Origin of the sequence: Celeribacter sp. HF31 (genome assembly GCF_011806455.1) — a bacterium.
Taxonomy (GTDB): domain Bacteria; phylum Pseudomonadota; class Alphaproteobacteria; order Rhodobacterales; family Rhodobacteraceae; genus Celeribacter.
The window spans coordinates 231847-253904 of record NZ_JAATOT010000002.1 but is presented as its reverse complement, the minus strand read 5'-3'; the positions used below and the strand labels follow the sequence as shown (position 1 = coordinate 253904).

Sequence of the window (22058 nt, the reverse complement as noted above, 5' to 3'; positions counted from 1 at the left end):
CTTGACTTTTCAGCCCCGATTCCCGATATACGCGCCACCCGGCGGACCCTTGGTGCGACCGGGTGATGTGTTTTTGTCCGGAAGTTTTCCAGGAAAACAGGGCTAAAACCGCATCCTACATGAAAATCTCGTCCCCAAAGGGGCGCGCTGTTTGAGGCACCCAACGCCGAAACGTTACGATTTCGGGGCCACAGAACGCGGGTATATCGAAAGGAAGACTGCATGTTTGCGGTTTTGAAAACTGGCGGTAAGCAATACAAAGTGCAGAGCGGCGACGTTCTTCGCGTGGAAAAACTTGCCGCTGATGCTGGTGAAAAAATCCAGTTCAACGAGATTCTGATGGTTGGCTCCACCATCGGTGCCCCCCTCGTGGAAGGCGCCGGCGTGCAAGCCGAAGTCATCGACCAGATCAAGGGTGAGAAACTCATCCACTATGTGAAGCGTCGTCGTAAGCACTCTTCGCAGCGCAAAAAAGGTCACCGTCAGCAGCTCACGCTGCTCCGCATCACCGACATTCTCGAATCCGGTGCGGACAAATCCGGTGTCAAAGCTGCCATCGGCGCGGGCTCCGTTTCCGCAGCTCCGGCTGCTGCCGCTGCTCCGAAGAAAGCTGCGGCCAAAGCTGAGGCCGCTCCGGCTGCCGCTTCCGCTGCCGGTGCAGACGATCTGACCGCCATCACCGGTGTGGGTCCGGCCGCCGCCAAGAAATTGGCCGAAGCAGGCATCACCACCTACGCTCAGCTCGCCGCTGTCGACGTCGACACCTTCGACGCCGTCAAAGTGAAGCCCGAGTGGGTCGCACAAGCCAAAGATCTGGCTCAGTAAGTTACGTTAAGGAGAGAACACCATGGCACATAAAAAAGCAGGCGGCTCATCCCGTAACGGTCGCGACTCCGCAGGTCGTCGCCTCGGCGTCAAACTCTACGGTGGCCAGTCCGCCATTTCCGGCAACATCATCGTCCGCCAGCGCGGCACGAAGTTCTGGCCGGGTGAGGGCGTTGGCCTTGGCAAAGATCACACGATCTTCGCAACCACCGATGGCGTTGTGACCTTCCGCAAAGGTCTCAAAAAACGCACCTTCGTGGACGTGCTTCCGGTGGCTGAGGCCGCTGAGTAAGCCGACCCGCAGTCCAAACATCGGACATCACAATTGGGGGATCGGCGAAAGCCGGTCCCTTTTCTTTTGCGCTTTCTGACTTAAAGCGTTTCTCAAAAAAAACTTGAGGCATTCAATTTTTGAGAAACGCAGCTATATAAATTCAGTGTGGCAACGTTTTTCGCTCAATCTGGTTCAGATGAAACGAAAAACGCTTTAAATAAAAATCAGAAGGCCTTGAAAAATTTTAAACTTTCAGGCCAAATCAGCTTTCGCGCATGGTTTTGTTCAGTCGAGGTTAACGGAACTGTCGTATCGAGGCGCTAGAGTGTGTCTTCTCATACGACGTCCTGGCGGGACAAAACCCTCTTCAGGGAGGAAGAGGACGCGAAAACTCTTTTGGAGGAAGAGAGATGAAAATGGAGACCGTGAAAGACAGAGCCGCACAGGCTGTTTCGGGCACTGTGGAGGGCGCCGTTGCGCAACCGGTGATCGAAACCGATCGCTTTGTCATGCGCCCGCCGCGTCTTTCGGATGCGGGTCTGTTGAACATGTACGCCAGCGACATCCGCGTGGCGCGCAATTCGCGATCCCTGCCACATCCCATGCCGCCCGGCGCGACCGAAGCCTTCGTGGCCCGCGCGTTGAAACCCGAGACCCGTGAAAAAGTCTGGATTCTCGACGGTTCCGCGCATGGTCTGTCCGAAGTTCTGGGCGTGATCTCCCTCAAACCGCTTGACCGCGATCAATGCGAAGTGGCCTTTTGGGTGGCGCCGAGTTTCTGGGGCACCGGGCTCGCCCGCACCGCGTTGAAGGCGCTGGTCGAGGCCAACCCATTGGGCGCCAAGACCCTGTTTGCGGAGATTTTTCAGGACAATCAGGCCTCGGCCCGTGTCGTGACCGCCGCAGGTTTTGACTATATCGGCGATGCAGAGACCTATTCGGTTGCCCGCGGTGGGCAGGTCCCAACCTGGACCTACCTGCGCAAACTCTAAGGACCTCGGATGTCGGGGTCACCATACTGGAAGACCCCGATGACCCAGCCCATTCTCACCACAAACCGCCTGACGCTCCGTGCCCTTCGACCTGAGGACGCGGGCGATGTCGTGCGCGCTTTGAACGATTTCGAGGTGAGCAAATGGCTGACTCCTGTGCCTTATCCGTACTCTGTTCACGATGCGAACTGGTTCACCCGTAGGGTGGCCTCGAAAGCCTTTGTCTTCGGACTTGAGTTTCAGGGTCGGATCATAGGCACCATCGGCTGCGAAGGGGAGTTTGGCTATTGGCTCGGTCGCGCCTCTTGGGGGCAGGGGTTGATGACCGAGGCGGCGCGGGCGGTGCTCTCCGCCTATTTCGCCAAAGGTCATGACCAGATCGAGGCCGGGTATTTCCGGGAAAACGCCCGCTCGTCACAGGTGCTGCGCAAAATGGGCTTTGTCGAGACAGGTCAGTCGCGCAGTTTTAGTCTTGCCCAAGGCCAAGAGGTCAACCGGATCGACATGATCCTGACCCGCGAGGCCTTCGAGGCGCGAAACGGCAATTGAGTTTAACGTGCGGGCAAGCTACATCTGCCCGAAAGCCCCCATCGACATCCGGTCGCAGGGGCAGCAAAGGATAAGACAATGAAATTCCTCGATCTCGCCAAGGTCTACATCCGCTCCGGCTCCGGTGGTAACGGTTGCGTGTCCTTCCGGCGCGAGAAATTTATCGAATATGGTGGCCCGAATGGCGGCGATGGCGGGCGCGGTGGTTCTGTGATCATCGAGGCGGTCGATGGTCTCAACACGCTCATTGATTTTCGCTACCAACAGCATTTCTTTGCCCAAAACGGCCAGGGCGGCATGGGCAACAACCGCACCGGCAAGGACGGCAAAGACATCGTGCTGCGCGTGCCTGCGGGAACCGAGGTGCTGGACGAGGACGAGGAAACCGTGATCGCCGATCTGACCGAGGTTGGGGATACGTTCATTCTGGCCAAGGGCGGCAATGGCGGCTGGGGCAACCTGCGGTTCAAAACCTCCACGAACCAGGCACCCGGCAAGGCGAACCCCGGTCAACCGGGCATCGACCGCACCATCTGGCTGCGGCTCAAACTGATCGCGGATGCGGGGCTTTTGGGTCTGCCGAATGCGGGCAAATCGACATTTTTGTCGGTGACTTCGAACGCGCGGCCTAAAATCGCGGATTATCCGTTTACCACGCTGCACCCGAATCTCGGTGTCGTCGGCATCGACAACGCGGAATTCGTCGTGGCCGATATTCCCGGTCTGATCGAAGGCGCCTCTGAGGGCCGTGGTCTGGGCGATCTGTTCTTGGGCCACGTCGAACGCTGCGCGGTTCTGTTGCACCTGATCGACGGCACGTCTGAGGATGTGGTGGCGGATTATGAGACCATCATCACGGAGATCAACAATTACTCGCATATTCTGGGTGATAAGCCCCGGATCACGGTGCTCAACAAGATCGACAGCCTTCTCGAAGAAGAAGTCGAAGAGAAACTGAGCGCCTTGCAAGAGGCCTCCGGTGGGCGGGTTTACACCATGTCTGGCGTCTCGCGTGAGGGCGTCGATACGGTGCTGCGCGCTTTGAAAGCCGAGATTTCAATGGACCGTCTTCGGATCAAACAGACCGAAGAGGGGGATGACGAGGAAGACACGCCTTGGCAACCCTGACGGCCTCCAAGCCCGCGTCTCTGGCCGGGGCGAAACGCATCGTGATCAAGATCGGCTCGGCGCTTTTGGTCGAGCGTGGCGAGCTGCGTGCCCAGTGGCTCGATGGGCTTGCGGAAGATGTCGCCATGCTCACGATGCGCGGCGCGCAGGTGATTTTGGTGTCGTCCGGCTCCATCGCTTTGGGGCGTGGTATTTTGGGACTGCCGTCGGGGGAATTGCCGCTGGAGCACTCGCAGGCCTGCGCCTCCGTCGGGCAAATCCGCCTCGCCCGCGCCTATCAGGAGGTGCTGGAACCCCGTGGCATCACCACCTCTCAGGTGCTTTTGACGCTGGAAGACAGCGCGGATCGCCGTCGCTACCTCAACTCGCGCGCCACGCTGGATGCGCTTTTGTCGCTGGGGGTCGTGCCCATCGTCAATGAGAACGACACGGTGGCGACCGACGAAATCCGGTATGGCGACAACGACCGATTGGCGGCGAATATCGCGGTGACGGTGGGCGCGGATCGGCTGGTGTTGCTGTCCGATGTGGACGGGCTTTATACGGCGAACCCCTCGGTCGACATGGATGCCAAACACATCCCGGTGGTCGAAGAGATCACGCCCGAAATCGAAGCCATGGCGGGCGATCCGGTCTCTGGCGTGTCGAAAGGTGGTATGAAGACCAAGGTGATGGCGGCCAAAACCGCAATTTCGGGCGGCTGCTCCATGGCCATCACCGAAGGTTCGCACATGCGCCCGTTGAAAGCGCTCGAAGAGGGCGCGCGCGTCACCTGGTTCCTGGCCAAAGAGGACCCTGCGCATGCCCGCAAACGCTGGATCGGCGCGATGAAGCCCAAAGGCGAAGTGCAGATCGACGCGGGCGCTGTGGCGGCACTTGCGAAAGGTAAATCTCTGTTGCCCGTCGGCGTCGAGGAGGTTGTGGGCCATTTTGGCCGCGGCGAACCAGTCGTGGTGCTCGGACCCGAGGGCGCGCGCATCGGGCTCGGGCTGTCGCGCTACACTTCTGACGAAGCCGAAGCCATCAAAGGCGCGCATTCCGAAGACATACAGGCGATCCTCGGCTATCCCGGCCGGGCTGCCTTGATCCATAGAGACGATTTGGTGACATGACCGATATTGACGTGAAAGACATGATGAAAGACCTGGGTGAGCGCGCGAAAGCTGCGGCGCAGGTGTTGGCGACGGCAACCTCCGAGGCCAAGGAACAGGCGCTTTTGGCTGCGGCAGACGCGCTTTGGGCCAACCGGGCGGAGATCATCGCCGCCAACGAAAAAGACCTCGAATTTGGCCGCAACAAAGGCCTGACGGATGCCATGATGGACCGGCTCAAACTCGATGAGCCGCGCATTCAGGGCATGATCGACGGGCTCAAGGCCATCGCGGGCCAAAAGGATCCGGTGGGCGATGTGATCGCCGAGTGGGATCAACCCACGGGGCTTCACATCAAACGCGTCCGCACGCCTTTGGGGGTGATCGGCGTGATCTACGAGTCCCGCCCGAATGTGACGGCGGATGCGGGCGCGCTGTGCCTCAAGGCCGGCAATGCCGTGATCCTGCGCGGCGGCTCCGAGAGTTTCCACAGCTCCGGCGCGATCCATGCGTGTTTGGCCCAAGGCCTGAAAGCCGCCGGTCTGCCTGAGGATGCGATCCAACGCGTGCCGACCCGCGACCGGGCGGCGGTGAGCGAAATGCTGACCATGACCGATTATATCGACGTCATCGTGCCGCGCGGTGGCAAGGGCCTTGTGGGGCTTGTGCAGCGCGAAGCCCGCGTGCCGGTCTTTGCCCATCTCGAAGGCATCGTGCATATTTTCGTCGACGCTTCTGCCGATCCTGAAAAGGCGATGAAGGTCGTGTTGAACGCGAAAACCCGGCGCACGGGGATTTGCGGGGCTGCGGAATGTTTGCTGCTTCACAAGGATATCGCCGACACGCTGGGGCGTGATCTGGTGGCGGCTTTGGTCGAGAAGGGCGTCGATGTGCGTGGCGATGCGGCGGTGCAAGGGCTGGTCGATCAGGTGACGCCCGCCACCGATGAGGATTGGGGACGTGAGTACCTCGACAGCATCATTGCCGCGAAAGTCGTGGCCGATGTCGATGAGGCCATCGCGCATATCCAGCGCTATTCTTCCTCGCACACCGAATGCATCCTCTCCGAGACGCCGGAAAACGTGAAGGCGTTTTTCTCCCGCATCGACAGTGCGATCCTGATGCACAATTCCTCGACGCAATTCGCCGATGGCGGGGAGTTCGGCATGGGCGCGGAGATTGGCATCGCGACAGGCAAGATGCACGCGCGCGGGCCGGTGGGCGCGGAACAGTTGACGAGTTTTAAATACCTCGTGACCTCGGACGGGGCGGTGCGCAGCTGACCCGGGCCGAAGCTGAGTATTTTGACTGCAATGAAAATAAGGCGCGCCTGTGATCCGGCGCGCCTTTTCTTATACCATCAGAGAAATCACCCCGTCGCCGGAGCCCTGTGTGATGCGGCGGCCAAGAGCCGAAGCCTGCAAGGGGGCGAGGATGAATTGCACTTGAGAGGGTTTCAACCCTTCGGTGCCCGTCACACTGCCAAGCCGGGCCCAGAGATCGGGCGCAGGTTCGAGCCGCGCGGAAGAGGCGCGGATTTTCCATTGGTTGTTGGAATAGGTCACCTTGATTTCGCCGCCACGGGGCAGGGCGGTTTCAAGGCACATCAGCATGAGACAGGCCAGTTTGACCTCTTCGCGCGGCAGGTCTTCGGCGGGCTCCCAGACATAGGTGAGCCGCGGGGTGGAGATCGCGTTCAGGATGCCGGAGATTTCGGCGCGCGAGGTCATCTGGCCGGCCGAGGCCATGCCGAAAGCGATGCGAAAGAATTTCACCCGGGCATTGGCATTGTCGACGCTTTCGGAGATAAGGCTAAGCTCAGGGCCGGTTCCCGCGCCCGACATGGCCATCAATTCGACACCGTTCGAGATCGCCCCCACCGGGCTGATCAGGTCGTGACAGATACGGGAACCGATCAGGGCGGCGATGTCGCGGGTCATGTCACGTTTCGTGTCTTTAGGCGCATCTGTAGGCGTGTCGTGGGTCATTCAAGTCTCCGTTTGTGGCCGGGTCAGGCCGGTATTTCGAGGAAGAAGCCGATGCAAAATCGCGATCTGGACGATCTCAACGCCATGCTGGAGCCGGGCCAGATGGTGCGCCACCCGCAGGAGCCCGATTGGGGGCTTGGGCAGGTGCAGTCGAACATCAATGGCAAGTTGACGGTGATGTTCCAGCATCAGGGCAAGGTTGTGATCGATAGTCGGCGGCTTGCGCTCCTCCCTGTTTTTGACTGAGGCCTCGAGGCGCATCGGGGCATCAGATCGCGTGGCATTTGCGCCCTATGGTGGCGCGAATTGGTCAAACATTCAACCTGAGCGGTATTCGTCCCGCATGGAACCCCGTCAGTCTGTTGCATTGAAATCAACAAAATCTTAAAACCCGCCCACCTGTTACCCGTCAGGGCCAAGCAAAAGAGATCGCCATGAGCGCAGAGGCGCAGCCGTTCCAGTTGAAATTCGCCGAGACCGAGGCCGATCTGCGCGCGGCGCAGCGTTTGCGCTATCGGGTCTTCGTCGAGGAACTGGGTTCGGATGGCGAGATGGTGGATCACGCGGCCATGTTGGAGGCCGACCGGTTCGACCCGGATTACCAGCATCTCATGTTGTTGGACCCGACACGCTCAGACGACCCTCTTGAGCACTGTGTCGGCGTGTACCGGCTTTTGACCGGAGAAAAGGCCGCCGAACTGGGGCATTTCTATTCCGAGGGCGAATACGATCTGACGGCTTTGAGGACCTCTGGCAAGCGGTTGTTGGAGCTGGGACGATCCTGCGTGGCGCGAGAGTATCGTGGTGGCGTGGCGCTGTTTCAGATGTGGGCGGGGCTGGCGAAATATGTGATCGAGGAGGGCTATGATGTGCTCTTCGGCACGGCCTCGTTTTTCGGCGCAGATGTGGCCCAGCATGCCGAGGCCTTGTCTTTGCTGCATCATCGTCACCTGGCGCCGGAGGCCCTGCGTGCCCGCGCACAAGAGGCGCATTTCCAGAACATGGATTTGGTGCCTGAGGATGAGATCGACCGCAAACGCGCGATGCTGGCGATCCCACCGCTGATCAAGGCCTATCTGCGGCTTGGTGGCACGGTGGGTGAAGGGGCGTTCTTGGATCGGGCATTCAACACGGTGGATGTGTTGTTGATCCTCGACGTCGACAAGATCTCCGAGCGTCAGCGGGCGATGTACACCAAGGGTCTCACAGGAGCCGGGTCATGAGCGGTGTGTCGAATGGCCCCCAGAATGGCCCCCAGAATGGACCACTGTGGGAAAGCCGCATTCCGCCGTCCGAACCCGCACCGGTCAAAGGCGGCACCTGGCGGATGATCCGTCGCGGTCTGCCGATCGTTTTGCTCATCGTCATCTGCATGGTGGCGATGTTTGCGACCCGCGCGGTGGAGCGGCTGTTCTACGGTCTGCGCCGTCCGTGGTCGTCGTTTTTCCCGCGCTTCGTGTCACGCAACGCGCTGCGGCTGATGGGCATCAAGCTCAGCGTCAAAGGTCAGCCGATGCGCCACCACGGGGCGGTTGTGGCGAACCATTCGACCTGGCTCGATATTTTCGTCCTGAACGCCGTGCAGCGGATTTTCTTTGTCTCCAAAGCCGAGGTCGCAAACTGGCCCGGCATCGGCACGATGGCCAAGGCGACCGGCACGGTGTTCATCAACCGCGACCGCAAAGAGGCCGCCGAGCAGAAGCGCGTGTTCGAAGAGCGGTTGCACCTCGGGCATAAACTCTTGTTTTTCCCGGAAGGCACGTCGTCGGACAGCCTTCGGGTTTTGCCTTTCAAACCCACGCTTTTTGCCGCCTTTTTTACGCCTGAGCTGCGCGATGAAGTCTGGATTCAACCCGTCACGGCGCGCTACATCGCGCCTGAGGGCCAAGACGTGCGGTTCTACGGCTGGTGGGGCGAGATGGAGTTCGGCCCGTCTCTGGTACAAGTTTTGAAAGCCTACCCGCAAGGCCGTGTCGAGGTGATTTTCCATGATCCGATTGCGGTGAAAGACGTCAAGGATCGCAAGGAGATGGCCGCACGCTGCGAGGCGGCTGTGCGGTCGGGATTGCCGGAAATCCCGGCGGAGTATGTGGATGTGTGAGGGGGTTACCCCATCGCCGCGATCAAATCTCCAAGTGCTGCCACCGGGTCTTCCGCGCCCCAAATCTCCTCGCCCACGGCGAAGAAATCGGTCACGGGGGTCAGCTCTTTGACGATCTCGACCGATAGCGCGCCCTCGGCCACCACGGGCACTTCGATCATGGCCGACCACCAGTCGAACAGATCGCGCGGCGCCTTGGTGCCGTCGCCCAGGTCGGTGTCGCCCACGGGGCCAAAGGCCACGTAATCCGCGCCCGCTTCGCCCGCCGTCATGCCGTCATGACGCGAGGCGCCGCAAAACGACCCGACGATGGCGTCATCGCCCAGGGTCTTACGCACCTTGCGGATCGAACGCGCGCCATCGGTGAGGTGCACGCCATCAAGGCCGTGACGCTCCGCGAGCGCCACATGGCTCTCGATCACGATCGCCACATCGCGAGCATGGCAGACCTCGCGACAGGCGTCGGCGGCCTTGCCCAGCACATACTCATCCTTGGAGGCCAAAGCGAGGCGCACACAGGCCACCTCATGCGCATCCAGCACAGCTGCCAGTTTCGGCGCGAAGTCGTCCGGCTCGAAAGCGGTCGGCGTCAACAGGTAGATCTGCGGCAGTTCGGATTGCGGCTCGGACATTTGGGCACCTCAGGTGGAGTTTTGCCCGCTATAGCGTAAGCGACGCGCCGGGGGAAGCCTTGCTCATAGGGGGAAATGCCGGTAATCGGCAGGCAAAGCCGAAAGGAAACGCCGCCATGTCCGAAACGCCAGACGTCATCACCCCCGCCATGATCCTTGTCCGTCCGCAGATGGGCGAGAACATCGGCGGCGCGGCCCGTGCGATGTGGAATTTCGGGCTGGACCGGATGCGCGTCGTGGCGCCTCGGGATGGCTGGCCGAACCAGAAAGCGGTGGCGATGGCCTCAGGTGCAGGGCGTCTGCTGGATGAGGCGGGGCTGTTCGGCACGGTGCGCGAGGCGGTGGCCGATTGCGATTACGTCTTTGCCACGACCGCCCGGATGCGCGGCATCACCAAACCGATCATGACGCCGGAGCGCGCCATGGAGCACGCCCGCGCTTTGGTCGCGGAGGGCAAGAAGGTCGGCGTGATGTTCGGCCCGGAACGTGCAGGGCTTGAGAACGAAGATGTGGTCGAGGCCAATGCCATTGTGACTGTGCCGGTGAACCCGGCCTTTGCCTCGCTCAATCTGGCGCAGGCGGTGTTGCTCATGTCCTACGAATGGGGGCGTCAGACGACGGAGACCCCGCCCGAGGTCATGGAGATGGCGAAAACGGACTGGGCCGGACATGTGGAGGTCGAAAAGCTCGGCGATCACTACGAAGAGGTGATGGAAGAGGCCGGGTTCTTTTTCCCCGAGCACAAGGCCGAGAATATGAAGCTCAACCTGCGCAACCTCTGGTCGCGCATGCCTTTGACGCGGGCCGATGTGCAAATGCTGCATGGGGTGATGCGCCAGATGAAGCGCTGGAAAGACCGCAGCTAAGCTTTGGTCACTTTGGACATGCGGACAAGAGCGCGAGGGATGCCCCCGCGCTCTTTTGTTTTCCATGTCGTGGATTACGACTGCGGGCGCACCACGAGCGGATATTGCCCTTCGAAGGCGGGTTTGCTTGGGTCGGGTTTCGCTTGCGGCACCACCAACAGACCGTCGGGCTGAGGTGCGGACTCTGTGACCGGAACAAGGTAGCTGCCCGAAACCCAAAGCGGCGCGGAGCCATGCGCAGAGACCTTCACCCAACCGCCGCTTTGCCCCAGAGCGGTGAGCGGCGTGCCGGGGGCATAGGCGGTCACCGCGTGATAGCCGGTGCCGGGGCCAGAACGCGCGTTGAGCGTCACGCCGGGTTTGACCTTGTAGTCCGCATGCGCCACCGCCTGCGTTTGTGCCGTGGCGGCGGTGGGGGCGAGCATCGGGGCGGTGATGAGCGCGGCGCCCATCAGGGTGGCGGCGAGGAATGTGCGTTTCTGTGTCATGAGACGTCTCCTTTCGTCTGTTCGAGGGAGAAACGCGGCAGGTGCCGGGCGGGGTTCCCGACAACTTCGGCCCTCGGCGGTAAGTTGCCACACCGGGGCCCGCGAAATTCATCCCGAAACGCTTGCCCTTCGCGGTGGACGAACCTAGGGTCTGGGCACGCAACGAGACGAGACTCCAAGAGACCCAAATGGCACAAAAACGCAGCATTTTCGAAGAGGTGGGCACGGATCAAAAGCCCAAATCCGCAACGGAGTCCAAACCCAAAGGCGGGCTGATCGAAAAGGGCAACCGCGGCGCGCGCAGGGGCATCCGGGTGTGGCTCATGGTGATTTTCGCGCTGGTGATGATGATGATCGCCGTGGGCGGCCTGACGCGGCTCACGGACAGCGGGTTGTCGATCACCGAGTGGAAGCCGGTGACGGGCGCCGTGCCGCCGATGGATGAGGCCGCGTGGCAGGCGGAGTTCGAGAAATATCAACAAATTCCGGAATATACGCTGCAAAACGAAGGCATGAGCCTGTCGGAGTTCAAGTCGATCTACTGGTGGGAATGGGGCCATCGCCAGCTTGGCCGTGTCATTGGCCTCGTCTGGGCGCTTGGCTACGTGGGATTTGCGGTCGCCAAAAAAGTCCCGACCGGCTGGCACAAACGGCTGATTTTTATCGGTGCCTTGGGCGGGCTTCAGGGTGCGATCGGCTGGTGGATGGTGTCGTCGGGGCTGACCGGCGAGATGCTCGATGTGGCCTCTTATCGTCTGGCGGTGCATCTCGGACTGGCCTTTATTATCCTCGGTTTCATCGCCTGGTATGTCTTTCTCTTGGGCCGCACCGAGGCCGAATTGATGCAGGCGCGCCGGGCCAAGGATGCGAAACTCTTCGGCATGTCCACGGGCATGCTGCATTTCGCCTTCCTGCAAATCCTCTTGGGCGCTTTGGTCGCGGGCATTGACGCCGGGCGCGGCTATACCGATTGGCCGTTGATGGGCGGGCAAGTGTTGCCGCCGGACCCTTTCTACATCGAGCCTGTCTGGCGCAATTTCTTTGAGAACCCGGCTCTGGTGCAATTCATCCACCGCGTCGCGGGCTACCTGTTGTTTGCTTTCGGTGTCGTGACCTGGCTCAAGGGCCGTAAATCCGCCAATAAAACCACCGTGGCCGCCTTCAACATGATGGGCGCGCTGCTGTTCCTGCAAGTCGTTCTCGGCATCGTCACGGTGCTGCATGGCGCGCCTTTGGTGTTGGGTCTTGCCCACCAAGTCGGCGCCGTGGCGCTCTTTGTGGCGATCTCCCGCGCACGGTTCATGAGCCAATTTCCGAAACCCCAATCGGTCCGGGAGGGCCTTTGAATGTCTGCCTATGATGAGTTGATGAGCTACACCCGTGAGACCGAAGCGCTTGGCGCGATCATGGGGCGGCTGAGCTGGGATCAGGAAACCATGATGCCGCGTGGCGCTGCCGAACAGCGGGGCGAGGAAATGGCCGCTTTGGAGGGCGTGCTGCACGCCCGGCGCACCGATCCGCAAATCGGCGCTTGGTTGGAGGCAATCGACGCTTCTGTCTTGGGCGAGGTGGGGTTGGCCAAACTGCGCCACATCCGCCGGTCGTTTGAGCGCAACACCAAGGTGCCCGCCAAACTTGCCGCCGAGATTGCGCGGGTGACATCCGTTGCGCAAGGCACCTGGGCCGAGGCGCGGGCGCGCGATGATTTCGCCCATTTCGCGCCGACCTTCAAAGAGGTGGTGCGCCTGCGCCGCGAAGAGGCGGCCGCTTTGAAGGAGGGCACCGATTACGACCTCTGGGACGCGCTGCATCAGGATTACGAACCCGGCTCGACGGGGGCAGAATTGGACGCCATGTTCGGCGCGCTGCGCCCGCGTCTGGTGGCGCTGCGTGATAAAATCATGGGTGCGGATCAGCCCAAGGGCCTCTCGGGCACCTTCGATGAGACCAAACAAATGGCTCTGACCGAAGGCTTGGCCGCCGCCTTCGGCTATGATTTTGCCCATGGCCGGGTCGACAAGGCGGTGCATCCGTTTTCTTCTGGCTCGGGCCTCGATGTGCGCATCACCACGCGCACCAAGCCGGAAGACCCGCTCAACTCGATCTATTCGACGATCCACGAGACCGGGCATGCGTGCTACGAACAAAACATCTCGCGCGATTACCTTTTGACGCCGCTCGGCGAGGGCGTGTCGATGGGTGTGCATGAAAGCCAGTCGCGGATTTTCGAAAACCAACTGGGTCGTTCGCGCGCCTTTACCGAATATCTCTACGGCCAGATGCGCGACACCTTTGGGGACATCGGTGTGAACAGCGCCGAAGCGTTCTACGCCGCCGTCAACCGCGTCACGCCAGGCTATATCCGCACGGAAAGCGACGAGGTGCAGTACAACCTGCACGTGCTGCTGCGCTTTGATTTGGAGCGCCAGATCATCGGCGGCGCGCTGGAGATCGACGACCTGCCGGAGGCTTGGGACACGCGCTTTGAGGCGGATTTCGGGGTCAAGGTCGACAAGGTCTCGAACGGCTGTTTGCAGGACGTGCACTGGCCTGTCGGGCTCTTTGGCTATTTCCCGACCTATTCTTTGGGCAATGTCTACGCGGGCTGTCTGCACAAGGCGCTCCGGGCAGAGATTTCCGATCTCGATGCACAGATGGCCAAGGGCGACACATCCAAGGCGACCCGCTGGCTGGCCGAGAATCTGCAACAGTTCGGCGGCCTGCGCGAGCCGCGCGACACCATCGTACATGCCTGTGGCTTTGAGCCCACCGAGGCGCCGCTTTTGGACTATCTCGAAGAGAAATTCGCGGGCATCTACGGGTTTTGAGTATTTTTAGCAGCAAAGGAGACGGGGTATAGTGCGTTTCCTTTGCTGGTTAAATACTCATTTTAGAGAGCGTCCCGCGCGACGAACCAAGGTTCGCATTTGGCGCGGATATAGGGCCAGAGCTTCGGGCAGCCGCGGTCGATTTTGACGCCGACGCGGCTGTCGAGTTGGTGCAGTTTCACGTCATAGGTCCGCCAGGAACCACCGTCATCGGCGAGGTTGTGCAGCACCGGCTGGCAGCGGTCGATGGATTTGGCATAGATCGCGGTGGGTGTTTCGGCGGCCTCGAAGTCGTCCCAGATGGCGCGGAACTCCTGCGCCTGATCGGCGGGCAGGAGGCCAAAGAGCCGGTCGGCGGCGCGGAGTTCGGCCTCTTCCTGGGCTTTCAAGGCTTCGGGGGTCACAGCGCCGTGGATCGGCGTGTCGCCCGCGTCAACCTCGACGATGTCGTGCAGCAAAAGCATTTTGAGCGCCAGATCGACGTCCACGCCGTCGCCCGCATGATCCGCGAGCGTGAGCGCGTAGAGCATGATGTGCCAGCTGTGCTCGCCAGTGTTTTCCTTGCGCGACCCATCGGCAATCGGTGTGGCGCGGTAGACGGTTTTCAGGCGGTCCGCCTCGCACCAGAAGGCGAAGCGTTGCGTCAGAATGGGATCGGTGGCCTCGCCCTCAAACGCTGCTTGGGTGAAGGCGAAAAGCTCCGGCAGGATGTCTTTGGTCTTCACGGCGCGGCCTCGGCGGAGGTTGCCCGCAACGATCTCGCGCTCTTCCTCCAATTGCACTTTGGCGCCAATGCTTTGCAGTGCAGGCGCGAGGTAGTCGATGGATTTCGCAAAGCGCGCGGTCTCCGTCTCCATCGCTTCGAATTCGGTCCAGATGGCACGGAAAGTCGTCGCCAGATCCTCGGGCAAAAGCCCATAGATGCGGTCGGCGGCGGCCGCCTCGCGCGCGGCGATGTCGTCGGTGTCGTAGAGAATGTGGATCGGGTGATCGCCCGCGTCGACCTCGACGATGTCATGCAGCATGAGCATCTGGATCACGCTGTTCAGATCGACCTGATCCGAGGCCAGCGGCGCCATGAGAAAGGCCAGAAGACAGGCGTGCCAGCTGTGTTCGGCGGAGTTTTCGAACCGGGAGCGGTCCATGACCTGATTGGCGCGCTCCACCGTCTTGAGCCGGTCGGCCTCCATCAGGAAAGCGTATTGGGCGTCGAGGCGGGGGGAGGCGCTGTCTTTGGGCATGGGGTCCTAGTATTCGATGTCATCCTCTGAGCCCGGCGGAGGCGCGGAGGCTTCGAGGCCAGCCTTGGCCTCGGCGATGCGTTTGTGCAGGTACTGACGCGCGCGGGCCTCCGAGAGGCGAACGCGCGCGGCGGTGAGGAAGGCTTCTTGCGTGGTGATGGACGAGGCGCCGATCACGCGGGCCACGTCCTGGATCAATTCATCGGTGCCGACAATGTCGAGCGCCGCGATGGTCTCTTTCGCCAGATCGTCGGCGATGTCCTCCATGATCCCCATTGCAATCGGCTCCTTAGCGGGTGTTTTCGGTCAGGCGACGGCGGACATATTCGTCCACGGAGCCGATCATCTGTTCCATATGCGGGTCTTCAAAGAAGTGGCCCGCGCCCTCGACTTCCTCATGGGTGATGGTGATGCCTTTTTGCTCGTGGAGCTTGTTCACCAGGGACTGCGTGTCCTTCGGCGGCGCCACACGGTCGGCGGTGCCGTTGATGATCAGGCCGGACGAGGGGCAGGGGGCCAGGAAGGAGAAGTCGTACATATTCGCCGGCGGGGCGACGGAGATGAAGCCGGTGATCTCCGGGCGACGCATCAGCAATTGCATGCCGATCCATGCGCCGAAGGAGAAGCCCGCGACCCAGCAATGTTTCGCATTGGGGTTCATCGACTGAAGATAATCGAGCGCGGAGGCGGCATCGGACAGTTCGCCCACGCCTTGGTCGTATTCACCCTGAGACCGGCCCACACCGCGGAAATTGAACCGCAGCACGGTGAAGCCCATGTTGTGGAAGGCGTAATGCAGGTTGTAGACGACGCGATTGTTCATCGTGCCGCCAAATTGCGGGTGCGGATGAAGAATGATGGCGATGGGGGCGTCTTTTTGCGGTTGCGGGTGGTAGCGGCCTTCTAGCCGGCCTTCGGGGCCGGGAAAAATCACTTCGGGCATAGTCGTCCCTGTCTCCTCATGTCGCTGCGGCCTCATAGGCGGGTCCCGTAGGACATCATCAGGCCGTAGCGCGCTTTTGTGGCAAAGCCGATATGGCGGTTTTGCACTCGTGTTTGTGGCGCGGGCGCTTTATAGTTGACGAAATTGCTCAGGCTATTTAGAAGCATTCTAAATTGACCAGAGGCAAGGCGCACGCGGGTGGTATGGAGGTAAGGCTCTCACGCGCGCACGTCAATGTTTTTGCGCGGCTTTTCGCGGGTCCGCGTCGAGGAATCGGCGAAAGTCGGGGGCGGTAAGGCCGACAAAGACCAGAAGACGCGGCAAAAATGCGGTTGAAGAGAGGGCGTCTGGCCGAAAGGCGGGGCTCAAAACGAAGGGGAAAGCCGATGAAACTGTCCACGAAAGGGCGTTATGCCATGGTGGCGCTGGCCGATCTGGCGCTGCAAAAGGACGATAGCCTGTTGTCGCTGGCGGAGATCGCCAAGCGTCAGGATATTTCTCTGCCTTATCTCGAGCAGCTCTTCGTCAAACTGCGCCGCGCCGAGCTTGTGGCCTCCGTGCGGGGGCCGGGTGGCGGCTACAAACTGGCGCGACCGGCGTCCGAGATTCGCGTCTCCGACATTTTGGGCGCGGTGGATGAGACTGTTTCCGCCATGCACACGGGCGCGGGCGCCTCGGGTGGTGTGTCGGGCTCAAGGGCGCAGTCGATGACCAACCGCCTCTGGGAAGGTCTCTCGGCGCATGTCTATGTCTTCCTGCACCAGACGCGCCTTTCGGATGTGGTGAAAAACGAGCTGCGGCCCTGTCCTGCGGTGCCGACCCTGTTCGCCGTTGTCGACGAAGACTAACCGCTCTTTTGAGTATTTGACCAGCAAAGGAAACCCGTGACCAAGACGCGCACATATCTCGACTGGAACGCTACCGCGCCTTTGTGTCAGGCGGCGCGTGAGGCGATGCTGGCGGCCATGGATGTGGTCGGCAACCCGTCGTCGGTGCATGGCGAGGGGCGCGCGGCCAAGGCTTTGATGGAGCGGGCGCGGGCGCAGGTGGCCGAAGCGTTTGGCGCGCAAGGCGCGGATATTGTTTTTACCTCGGGCGCGACGGAAGCGGCGGCTTTGGCGCTCTCAGGCCGTGGGATACACTGTGCCGAGGTCGAACATGAGGCGGTGTCCTCGTGGTGCGTGGCCGATTTGCCCGTGGATCGTGAGGGGCGTGTGACGGTGACGGCACCGGATCAGAGTGCGCAACAGATTGCCAATTCCGAGACCGGGATCATTCAGGACCTGCCCGAAGGTCTGGCGGTTTGCGACGCGACGCAGGGCTTTGGCAAGATGCCGCTGGCTTTCAACTGGCTGGGCTGCGATATGGCGCTGGTGTCGGCGCATAAGCTCGGCGGGCCGAAGGGCGTCGGCGCTTTGGTGTTGAAACAGGGTCTGGATGTCGAGGCCGGGATCAAGGGCGGCGGTCAGGAGATGGGGCGCCGGAGCGGCACCGAGAACCTGATCGGCATCGCGGGCTTTGGCGCGGCGGCGGCGGCGGCGGCGAAAGCCTTGGCCGACGGCGTTTGGGAAGAGGTCGCGGATAAGCGCGATCATCTTGAGGCGCTGATTGCGAATGAGATCGAAACCCCTATTTTTGTGGGGAAAGACGTGGCGCGCCTGCCCAATACGATGAGCCTGATCACGCCCGGTTGGAAGGGCGAGACGCAGGTGATGCAGATGGATCTGGCGGGGTTTGCGGTCTCCGCAGGCTCGGCCTGTTCGTCGGGAAAGGTCAAGGCGTCCAAGGTGTTGACCGCGATGGGATACACCGAAGACGAGGCGGCCAGCGCGCTTCGGGTGTCGATCGGCCCCGAGGTGAGCAAGGAAGATTTGGAGCGGTTCGCCACGGCGTGGCTGGCCGCCCACGGGCGCTGGCGCAAACGCGCGGCGTGAAGATAAACGAGAGGGTCAGAGGCCCCGGATAGCACATGAGGCGCAAGCCTCCAGAGATACGGTAAGGAGTGATCCCATGGCGGATGACGTACAATTGAAGGACCAAGTCAAAGAGGGCGTCGAGGAAGAAACCGTCGCCGCCGTTCAGGCGCTGGCCGGCAAGTATAAATACGGCTGGGACACGGAAATCGAGATGGATTATGCGCCGAAGGGCCTCTCCGAGGACATCGTGCGCCTGATTTCCGCCAAGAACGAAGAGCCGGAATGGATGCTGGAGTGGCGTCTTGAGGCCTATCGCCGCTGGATCACGATGGAAGAGCCGGATTGGGCGATGGTCGAGTACCCTGAGATCGATTTCCAGGACCAATATTATTACGCGCGTCCGAAATCGATGGAGAAAAAACCGAAGTCTTTGGATGAGGTCGATCCAAAACTCCTCGCAACCTACGAAAAACTCGGCATTTCTCTGAAAGAGCAGATGATCCTCGCGGGTGTCGAAGGCGCGGGCGAGGTGCCGGCGGACGGCGACAATTCCGAGCGCAAGGTCGCCGTGGATGCGGTGTTCGACTCTGTGTCTGTGGGCACGACCTTCAAGAAGGAATTGGAAAAGGCAGGCGTCATTTTCTGTTCCATCTCGGAAGCGATCAAAGACCACCCGGAGCTGGTGAAAAAATACCTCGCCTCCGTGGTGCCGGTGTCCGACAACTACTATGCGACGCTGAACTCCGCTGTCTTCTCCGACGGATCTTTCGTTTACATCCCGCCGAACACGCGCTGTCCGATGGAACTGTCGACCTATTTCCGCATCAACGCGGAGAACACCGGCCAGTTCGAGCGCACGCTGATCATCGCGGACAAGGGCAGCTACGTGTCCTACCTCGAAGGCTGCACCGCGCCGCAACGTGACACCGCACAGCTTCACGCGGCCGTGGTCGAGATCGTCATCGAGGAAGATGCCGAGGTGAAATACTCCACGGTGCAAAACTGGTTCCCCGGCGACGAAGAGGGCAAGGGCGGCATCTACAACTTTGTGACCAAACGCGCCGATTGCCGGGGCGACCGGGCGAAGGTGATGTGGACGCAGGTCGAAACCGGCTCAAGCGTGACTTGGAAATACCCGTCCTGCGTGCTGCGCGGCGACGACAGCCAGGGCGAATTCTATTCCATCGCCATCACCAACAACCATCAACAGGCCGACACCGGCACGAAGATGATCCACCTGGGCAAGAACACCAAATCGCGGATCGTCTCCAAAGGCATTTCGGCAGGTCTGGCGCAGAACACTTATCGCGGTCAGGTCTCGATGCACCCGAAGGCGAAGAATTCCCGCAACTATACGCAGTGCGACAGCTTGCTGATCGGTGACAAATGCGGGGCGCACACCGTGCCCTATATCGAAGTGCGCAACAACTCCTCGCGGGTTGAGCACGAGGCGACCACCTCGAAGGTGGATGACGAACAAATGTTCTACTGCCGCCAGCGCGGCATGGACGAAGAGGAAGCTGTGGCGCTGATCGTCAACGGCTTTGCCAAGGAGGTGCTGCAAGCGCTGCCGATGGAATTCGCCATGGAAGCGCAGCAGCTGGTGGCGATTTCGCTTGAGGGGTCCGTGGGGTGATGATGCATCGCGGGGATCACGTAAGCGACGCGCCGGACATCTCCGGCATGATCGGCGGCACGCTTCGGGTGAAACCGGGGACCAAGACCGTGATCTCCGCTATGATCAACCGCGATTTGATCCTCTCGGAAGGCGTCGAAGCGGAGCTGACCGGGATGGTTCAGAACAACGTGTATCTCAACCGCGGTGCGCTCACCGGCGAGGGCCTGATCGGCGGCACAATCCTGAAGGACGGCAAGACATGATCACCACCACGACCCCCTCCATCGAGGGCCGCAAGATCTCCGCCTATCATGGCATCGTCACCGGCGAAGCAATCATGGGTGCCAATATCGTGCGCGATCTCTTTGCGCAGGTCACCGACATCATCGGCGGGCGTTCCGGCGCCTATGAGCAGAAACTGGGCGAAGGCCGCGAGACCGCCATTCGCGAGATGCAGGAGCGTGCGGCCGCCATGGGCGCCAATGCCGTCGTCGGCGTCGATCTCGATTACGAGGTGATCGGCCAGATGCTCATGGTCTCCGCCTCCGGCACCGCCGTGACAGTGGAGTAACACATGCGCTTCGATCTTTTTCCCGTTTTTCTCGCAAGCTCTGCCGGCATCGGTCTCGGTGTGTTTATCGGCGTTTTCATCGGGCTTCTCGTTCGGGTGAAGGCCGGTAAGCGCGAGGGGTTGTTCATGAACTCCGTCGCCGCCACCGCCTTTCTTGCCTCTGTCGCGGCGCTGGTGATTTCCGCGCTGATCAAATTGGTGACCTACTCCGGCTGACATGATCCATAAATGACCCTGCAAAGCGCACATATGCCCACGTTTGGCCCCGACGGGCCGGAGCTGACCTTCCCCGAGGAGGTCAGGGATGTCGTGTGCGCGCAATATGATGCGGCGGAGGTGATCCTTGAGTATGGCTCCGGCGGCTCGACGGCTTACGGCGCGGCGCAGGCCGGAAAGACGCTCTATTCGGTCGAAGGCGACAAGGCCTGGCATAAGGCCATGCAGAGCCATTTCGCGGCCCATTCGCCGAAAGCAGACCTGCATCTGATCCATGCCGACATCGGCGAAACCAAGGAATGGTCCTGGCCCAAGGGCAATGGCAAATGGTTCCGCTATCCGGACTATTGCTTTGGCGTCTGGCAGCGCGACGATTTGAAAGCCCCCGATCTGGTGCTGATCGACGGCCGGTTCCGGGCGGGTTGTTTCTTCGCGACGATGGTCTCGATCACGCGCCCCACGCGGGTTCTGGTCGACGACTATGTCGGGCGCGAAGACAAATACGGCATCATCACAGAGTTTGCCACGCCCACCGGTTTTCACGGTCGGATGGCGCAATTCGACCTCTCGCCGATCTCGACACTTCCGTCGGCGGCGCTTTACGGCCTGCTCAAAGCCTTTCAGGTGAAAGCATGACCCTGGCTTTTGTTTCCCAAACCGACCTGTCTTGTGCTCCGGCTCTGCCCGAATTTTGCCACGATTCCTTGGTAAACGCGGTTAACGTGGGGCTTACGCAAGGTAAAAGGTATCGTGATGGATCAGCATCAGGACTTTCTAAGCCGCATTGGCCGCGTCTCGGCGGCGCCGAAATCGCGCCTCGAGGGGATGGGGCCGGCACAAACGCGCACCCATGGCCGCAATCAACGCCTCACCGAAATGCTCGAACGGCATCAGGCGCAGGGCGTGCATGGCCGGAGCTATGCGGGCGAACCGCGGCTCAAACTCTCGCAGATCATGTCCTATGTGCTGGCCTTCGCCATGGGCGGAATGGCTGCGGTGATCGCGCGCGTGCTGCGGTTTCAAATCTCCGGGGCGCAAGCGATGGGGTCGGCGGACGCCGATCTGGCGCTCGACGTGATCTTCGCGATCTTTGTTGCCTTTATCCTGCGCGAACTGGTGTCTCTGTCGGCGGTCAAACGCATGGGGACACAATTTGCGGGGATTTTGCTGGCGATCGTCACGATGCACAATGTGGTGCACGAAATGCCCGACCTGTTCTCGAAACTCTTCTCCCAACAATGGGTGCAATATGTGACGGGCACGACCGAGCCGGGCACGCTCTATTTCCGGGGCACCAGCTATCACATCTGACCGCCCGCGCGGGTGACGCTGCGTCATTCGTATCGGGCGCAAGATTGCCCGTAACCTGCCCAAATCTTTCCCAAATTCCCGGCCAATCTGTTCATGAAGACAGAAAAGAGGGGCAGGGAGAAGATGCAGCTACAGCACGCTCAGTTCGCCGACAGGATCAAACGGATCGAAGCCGGGGGGCCGAATACATTCGCCACCGTCTACACGGGGCTACAGGATGTGGACACGCCAAAGGGCAAACGCGTTTCGGGCGTCAGCCATCATGGTGTCGTGCAGGAAGAGCGTCTGCTCAAACGCACGCTTTTGGCCATGGGGCTCAAGTCCGGGCTTCTGAAACTGATCGCACTGGGCTCCGGCCTTTTGATCTTTTTGCATTTTTCGGGCGTCTGATCGCATCAGACCCCCGTTCTGATAGGGCGCGCCCGCGCGCCTCAACCTCCACGCACATGAAAAACACACAGGCGCCTGCCGGGTTCTCCC

28 protein-coding genes are annotated in these 22058 nt (G+C 60.9%); 22 read left to right on the top strand and 6 right to left on the bottom strand.

Annotated features, from left to right (window positions below):
- Positions 1-222 precede the first annotated feature (222 nt).
- The 7 genes from HCZ23_RS04670 (at position 223) to HCZ23_RS04640 (ending at position 6142) form a co-directional block, all read left to right on the top strand.
- Positions 223-825 (top strand): 50S ribosomal protein L21, encoded by a 603-nt coding sequence (locus HCZ23_RS04670; RefSeq protein ID WP_167600544.1) that lies wholly within the window; start codon positions 223-225, stop codon positions 823-825.
- A gap of 22 nt (positions 826-847) precedes the next feature.
- Positions 848-1117: a 50S ribosomal protein L27 gene (gene rpmA, locus HCZ23_RS04665; RefSeq protein ID WP_167600543.1), complete on the top strand. Its 270-nt coding sequence runs from the start codon at positions 848-850 to the stop codon at positions 1115-1117.
- 491 nt (positions 1118-1608) lie between these two features.
- Positions 1609-2091: a GNAT family N-acetyltransferase gene (locus HCZ23_RS04660; protein WP_254869955.1), complete on the top strand. Its 483-nt coding sequence runs from the start codon at positions 1609-1611 to the stop codon at positions 2089-2091.
- 9 nt (positions 2092-2100) lie between these two features.
- A complete protein-coding gene (locus HCZ23_RS04655; protein WP_167600541.1) occupies positions 2101-2640 on the top strand; it encodes a GNAT family N-acetyltransferase in 540 nt (179 codons plus the stop codon).
- A gap of 78 nt (positions 2641-2718) precedes the next feature.
- A complete protein-coding gene (gene obgE / locus HCZ23_RS04650) occupies positions 2719-3768 on the top strand; it encodes a GTPase ObgE (RefSeq protein WP_167600540.1) in 1050 nt (349 codons plus the stop codon).
- Positions 3756-4880: a glutamate 5-kinase gene (proB, locus tag HCZ23_RS04645; RefSeq protein ID WP_167600539.1), complete on the top strand. Its 1125-nt coding sequence runs from the start codon at positions 3756-3758 to the stop codon at positions 4878-4880. Before obgE ends, proB begins: the two co-directional genes overlap by 13 nt.
- Positions 4877-6142 (top strand): glutamate-5-semialdehyde dehydrogenase, encoded by a 1266-nt coding sequence (locus tag HCZ23_RS04640; RefSeq protein WP_167600538.1) that lies wholly within the window; start codon positions 4877-4879, stop codon positions 6140-6142. The genes proB and HCZ23_RS04640 overlap by 4 nt, the downstream gene beginning before the upstream one ends.
- 69 nt (positions 6143-6211) lie before the next feature.
- Here HCZ23_RS04640 and HCZ23_RS04635 read toward each other — a convergent pair whose 3' ends face one another.
- Positions 6212-6847, bottom strand: a complete 636-nt coding sequence (locus HCZ23_RS04635) for a histidine phosphotransferase family protein (protein ID WP_254869927.1) — start codon at positions 6845-6847, stop codon at positions 6212-6214.
- A 66-nt stretch (positions 6848-6913) separates the two neighbouring features.
- Between HCZ23_RS04635 and HCZ23_RS04630 the strand changes: the two genes are divergently transcribed.
- The 3 genes from HCZ23_RS04630 to HCZ23_RS04620 all read left to right on the top strand — a co-directional run bounded on the left by HCZ23_RS04630 (position 6914) and on the right by HCZ23_RS04620 (position 8948).
- A complete protein-coding gene (locus tag HCZ23_RS04630) occupies positions 6914-7093 on the top strand; it encodes a DUF3553 domain-containing protein (protein ID WP_167600825.1) in 180 nt (59 codons plus the stop codon).
- 188 nt (positions 7094-7281) lie between these two features.
- Positions 7282-8070, top strand: a complete 789-nt coding sequence (locus tag HCZ23_RS04625; protein ID WP_167600537.1) for a GNAT family N-acetyltransferase — start codon at positions 7282-7284, stop codon at positions 8068-8070.
- 104 nt (positions 8071-8174) lie between these two features.
- Complete coding sequence (locus tag HCZ23_RS04620) at positions 8175-8948, top strand: 1-acyl-sn-glycerol-3-phosphate acyltransferase (protein ID WP_167600824.1); 774 nt, start codon at positions 8175-8177, stop codon at positions 8946-8948.
- Between the two features lie 5 nt (positions 8949-8953).
- On the opposite strand, the gene HCZ23_RS04615 is transcribed toward HCZ23_RS04620, so the two are convergent.
- Entirely contained in the window at positions 8954-9580 is a 627-nt protein-coding gene (locus HCZ23_RS04615) for a thiamine phosphate synthase (protein WP_167600536.1), read from the bottom strand.
- Between the two features lie 116 nt (positions 9581-9696).
- Between HCZ23_RS04615 and HCZ23_RS04610 the strand changes: the two genes are divergently transcribed.
- A complete protein-coding gene (locus HCZ23_RS04610) occupies positions 9697-10446 on the top strand; it encodes an RNA methyltransferase (protein WP_175580871.1) in 750 nt (249 codons plus the stop codon).
- 74 nt (positions 10447-10520) lie between these two features.
- Here the strand turns inward: HCZ23_RS04610 and HCZ23_RS04605 are convergent, their stop codons facing one another.
- The gene (locus HCZ23_RS04605; RefSeq protein WP_167600535.1) at positions 10521-10934 is read right to left on the bottom strand and encodes an SH3 domain-containing protein; all 414 of its coding nucleotides are present in this window, start codon (positions 10932-10934) and stop codon (positions 10521-10523) included.
- Positions 10935-11122: 188 nt separating this feature from the next.
- Here HCZ23_RS04605 and ctaA point away from each other — a divergent pair, with 188 nt between their 5' ends.
- Together ctaA and HCZ23_RS04595 are read left to right on the top strand one after the other, a co-directional pair.
- Entirely contained in the window at positions 11123-12280 is a 1158-nt protein-coding gene (gene ctaA / locus HCZ23_RS04600; RefSeq protein WP_167600534.1) for a heme A synthase, read from the top strand.
- Positions 12281-13762: a carboxypeptidase M32 gene (locus HCZ23_RS04595; RefSeq protein WP_167600533.1), complete on the top strand. Its 1482-nt coding sequence runs from the start codon at positions 12281-12283 to the stop codon at positions 13760-13762.
- Between the two features lie 62 nt (positions 13763-13824).
- Here the strand turns inward: HCZ23_RS04595 and HCZ23_RS04590 are convergent, their stop codons facing one another.
- From HCZ23_RS04590 to HCZ23_RS04580, 3 genes are read right to left on the bottom strand one after another with little or no spacing between them, the layout of a single operon-like run.
- On the bottom strand, positions 13825-15003 hold the full coding sequence (locus tag HCZ23_RS04590) for an HD family hydrolase (RefSeq protein WP_167600532.1): 1179 nt from the start codon (positions 15001-15003) through the stop codon (positions 13825-13827).
- A gap of 6 nt (positions 15004-15009) precedes the next feature.
- Positions 15010-15279, bottom strand: a complete 270-nt coding sequence (locus tag HCZ23_RS04585; protein WP_167600531.1) for a hypothetical protein — start codon at positions 15277-15279, stop codon at positions 15010-15012.
- A gap of 13 nt (positions 15280-15292) precedes the next feature.
- Positions 15293-15946, bottom strand: a complete 654-nt coding sequence (locus tag HCZ23_RS04580; protein ID WP_167600530.1) for an alpha/beta hydrolase — start codon at positions 15944-15946, stop codon at positions 15293-15295.
- Between the two features lie 386 nt (positions 15947-16332).
- On the opposite strand from HCZ23_RS04580, the gene HCZ23_RS04575 reads away from it, so the two are divergent.
- The 9 genes from HCZ23_RS04575 to HCZ23_RS04535 all read left to right on the top strand — a co-directional run bounded on the left by HCZ23_RS04575 (position 16333) and on the right by HCZ23_RS04535 (position 21968).
- Positions 16333-16794, top strand: coding sequence for an Rrf2 family transcriptional regulator (locus HCZ23_RS04575; RefSeq protein WP_167600529.1), 462 nt, complete (start codon positions 16333-16335; stop codon positions 16792-16794).
- Between the two features lie 36 nt (positions 16795-16830).
- Positions 16831-17880: an aminotransferase class V-fold PLP-dependent enzyme gene (locus HCZ23_RS04570; RefSeq protein WP_167600528.1), complete on the top strand. Its 1050-nt coding sequence runs from the start codon at positions 16831-16833 to the stop codon at positions 17878-17880.
- A 76-nt stretch (positions 17881-17956) separates the two neighbouring features.
- Positions 17957-19498 carry a Fe-S cluster assembly protein SufB gene (gene sufB, locus HCZ23_RS04565; RefSeq protein ID WP_167600527.1) on the top strand — a complete coding sequence of 514 codons (1542 nt, stop codon included), beginning with the start codon at positions 17957-17959 and terminating at the stop codon, positions 19496-19498.
- Positions 19498-19743 (top strand): hypothetical protein, encoded by a 246-nt coding sequence (locus HCZ23_RS04560; RefSeq protein WP_167600526.1) that lies wholly within the window; start codon positions 19498-19500, stop codon positions 19741-19743. The genes sufB and HCZ23_RS04560 overlap by 1 nt, the downstream gene beginning before the upstream one ends.
- Positions 19740-20051, top strand: a complete 312-nt coding sequence (locus HCZ23_RS04555; protein ID WP_167600525.1) for a heavy metal-binding domain-containing protein — start codon at positions 19740-19742, stop codon at positions 20049-20051. Before HCZ23_RS04560 ends, HCZ23_RS04555 begins: the two co-directional genes overlap by 4 nt.
- Before the next feature lie 3 nt (positions 20052-20054).
- Positions 20055-20267: a hypothetical protein gene (locus HCZ23_RS04550; RefSeq protein ID WP_167600524.1), complete on the top strand. Its 213-nt coding sequence runs from the start codon at positions 20055-20057 to the stop codon at positions 20265-20267.
- Positions 20268-20279: 12 nt separating this feature from the next.
- Complete coding sequence (locus tag HCZ23_RS04545) at positions 20280-20903, top strand: hypothetical protein (protein ID WP_167600523.1); 624 nt, start codon at positions 20280-20282, stop codon at positions 20901-20903.
- A 117-nt stretch (positions 20904-21020) separates the two neighbouring features.
- Positions 21021-21578 carry a hypothetical protein gene (locus tag HCZ23_RS04540; protein ID WP_167600522.1) on the top strand — a complete coding sequence of 186 codons (558 nt, stop codon included), beginning with the start codon at positions 21021-21023 and terminating at the stop codon, positions 21576-21578.
- A 123-nt stretch (positions 21579-21701) separates the two neighbouring features.
- The gene (locus HCZ23_RS04535; RefSeq protein WP_167600521.1) at positions 21702-21968 is read left to right on the top strand and encodes a hypothetical protein; all 267 of its coding nucleotides are present in this window, start codon (positions 21702-21704) and stop codon (positions 21966-21968) included.
- Positions 21969-22058 lie beyond the last annotated feature (90 nt).

Coding starts and splice junctions, on each gene's coding strand:
- HCZ23_RS04670 (WP_167600544.1), top strand. CDS start 223: ATGTTTGCGGTTTTGAAAACTGGCGGTAAGCAATACAAAGTGCAGAGC.
- rpmA (WP_167600543.1), top strand. CDS start 848: ATGGCACATAAAAAAGCAGGCGGCTCATCCCGTAACGGTCGCGACTCC.
- HCZ23_RS04660 (WP_254869955.1), top strand. CDS start 1,609: ATGCGCCCGCCGCGTCTTTCGGATGCGGGTCTGTTGAACATGTACGCC.
- HCZ23_RS04655 (WP_167600541.1), top strand. CDS start 2,101: ATGTCGGGGTCACCATACTGGAAGACCCCGATGACCCAGCCCATTCTC.
- obgE (WP_167600540.1), top strand. CDS start 2,719: ATGAAATTCCTCGATCTCGCCAAGGTCTACATCCGCTCCGGCTCCGGT.
- HCZ23_RS04640 (WP_167600538.1), top strand. CDS start 4,877: ATGACCGATATTGACGTGAAAGACATGATGAAAGACCTGGGTGAGCGC.
- HCZ23_RS04635 (WP_254869927.1), bottom strand. CDS start 6,847: ATGACCCACGACACGCCTACAGATGCGCCTAAAGACACGAAACGTGAC.
- HCZ23_RS04625 (WP_167600537.1), top strand. CDS start 7,282: ATGAGCGCAGAGGCGCAGCCGTTCCAGTTGAAATTCGCCGAGACCGAG.
- HCZ23_RS04620 (WP_167600824.1), top strand. CDS start 8,175: ATGATCCGTCGCGGTCTGCCGATCGTTTTGCTCATCGTCATCTGCATG.
- HCZ23_RS04615 (WP_167600536.1), bottom strand. CDS start 9,580: ATGTCCGAGCCGCAATCCGAACTGCCGCAGATCTACCTGTTGACGCCG.
- HCZ23_RS04610 (WP_175580871.1), top strand. CDS start 9,697: ATGTCCGAAACGCCAGACGTCATCACCCCCGCCATGATCCTTGTCCGT.
- HCZ23_RS04605 (WP_167600535.1), bottom strand. CDS start 10,934: ATGACACAGAAACGCACATTCCTCGCCGCCACCCTGATGGGCGCCGCG.
- ctaA (WP_167600534.1), top strand. CDS start 11,123: ATGGCACAAAAACGCAGCATTTTCGAAGAGGTGGGCACGGATCAAAAG.
- HCZ23_RS04595 (WP_167600533.1), top strand. CDS start 12,281: ATGTCTGCCTATGATGAGTTGATGAGCTACACCCGTGAGACCGAAGCG.
- HCZ23_RS04590 (WP_167600532.1), bottom strand. CDS start 15,003: ATGCCCAAAGACAGCGCCTCCCCCCGCCTCGACGCCCAATACGCTTTC.
- HCZ23_RS04585 (WP_167600531.1), bottom strand. CDS start 15,279: ATGGGGATCATGGAGGACATCGCCGACGATCTGGCGAAAGAGACCATC.
- HCZ23_RS04580 (WP_167600530.1), bottom strand. CDS start 15,946: ATGCCCGAAGTGATTTTTCCCGGCCCCGAAGGCCGGCTAGAAGGCCGC.
- HCZ23_RS04575 (WP_167600529.1), top strand. CDS start 16,333: ATGAAACTGTCCACGAAAGGGCGTTATGCCATGGTGGCGCTGGCCGAT.
- sufB (WP_167600527.1), top strand. CDS start 17,957: ATGGCGGATGACGTACAATTGAAGGACCAAGTCAAAGAGGGCGTCGAG.
- HCZ23_RS04560 (WP_167600526.1), top strand. CDS start 19,498: ATGATGCATCGCGGGGATCACGTAAGCGACGCGCCGGACATCTCCGGC.
- HCZ23_RS04555 (WP_167600525.1), top strand. CDS start 19,740: ATGATCACCACCACGACCCCCTCCATCGAGGGCCGCAAGATCTCCGCC.
- HCZ23_RS04550 (WP_167600524.1), top strand. CDS start 20,055: ATGCGCTTCGATCTTTTTCCCGTTTTTCTCGCAAGCTCTGCCGGCATC.
- HCZ23_RS04545 (WP_167600523.1), top strand. CDS start 20,280: ATGACCCTGCAAAGCGCACATATGCCCACGTTTGGCCCCGACGGGCCG.
- HCZ23_RS04540 (WP_167600522.1), top strand. CDS start 21,021: ATGGATCAGCATCAGGACTTTCTAAGCCGCATTGGCCGCGTCTCGGCG.
- HCZ23_RS04535 (WP_167600521.1), top strand. CDS start 21,702: ATGCAGCTACAGCACGCTCAGTTCGCCGACAGGATCAAACGGATCGAA.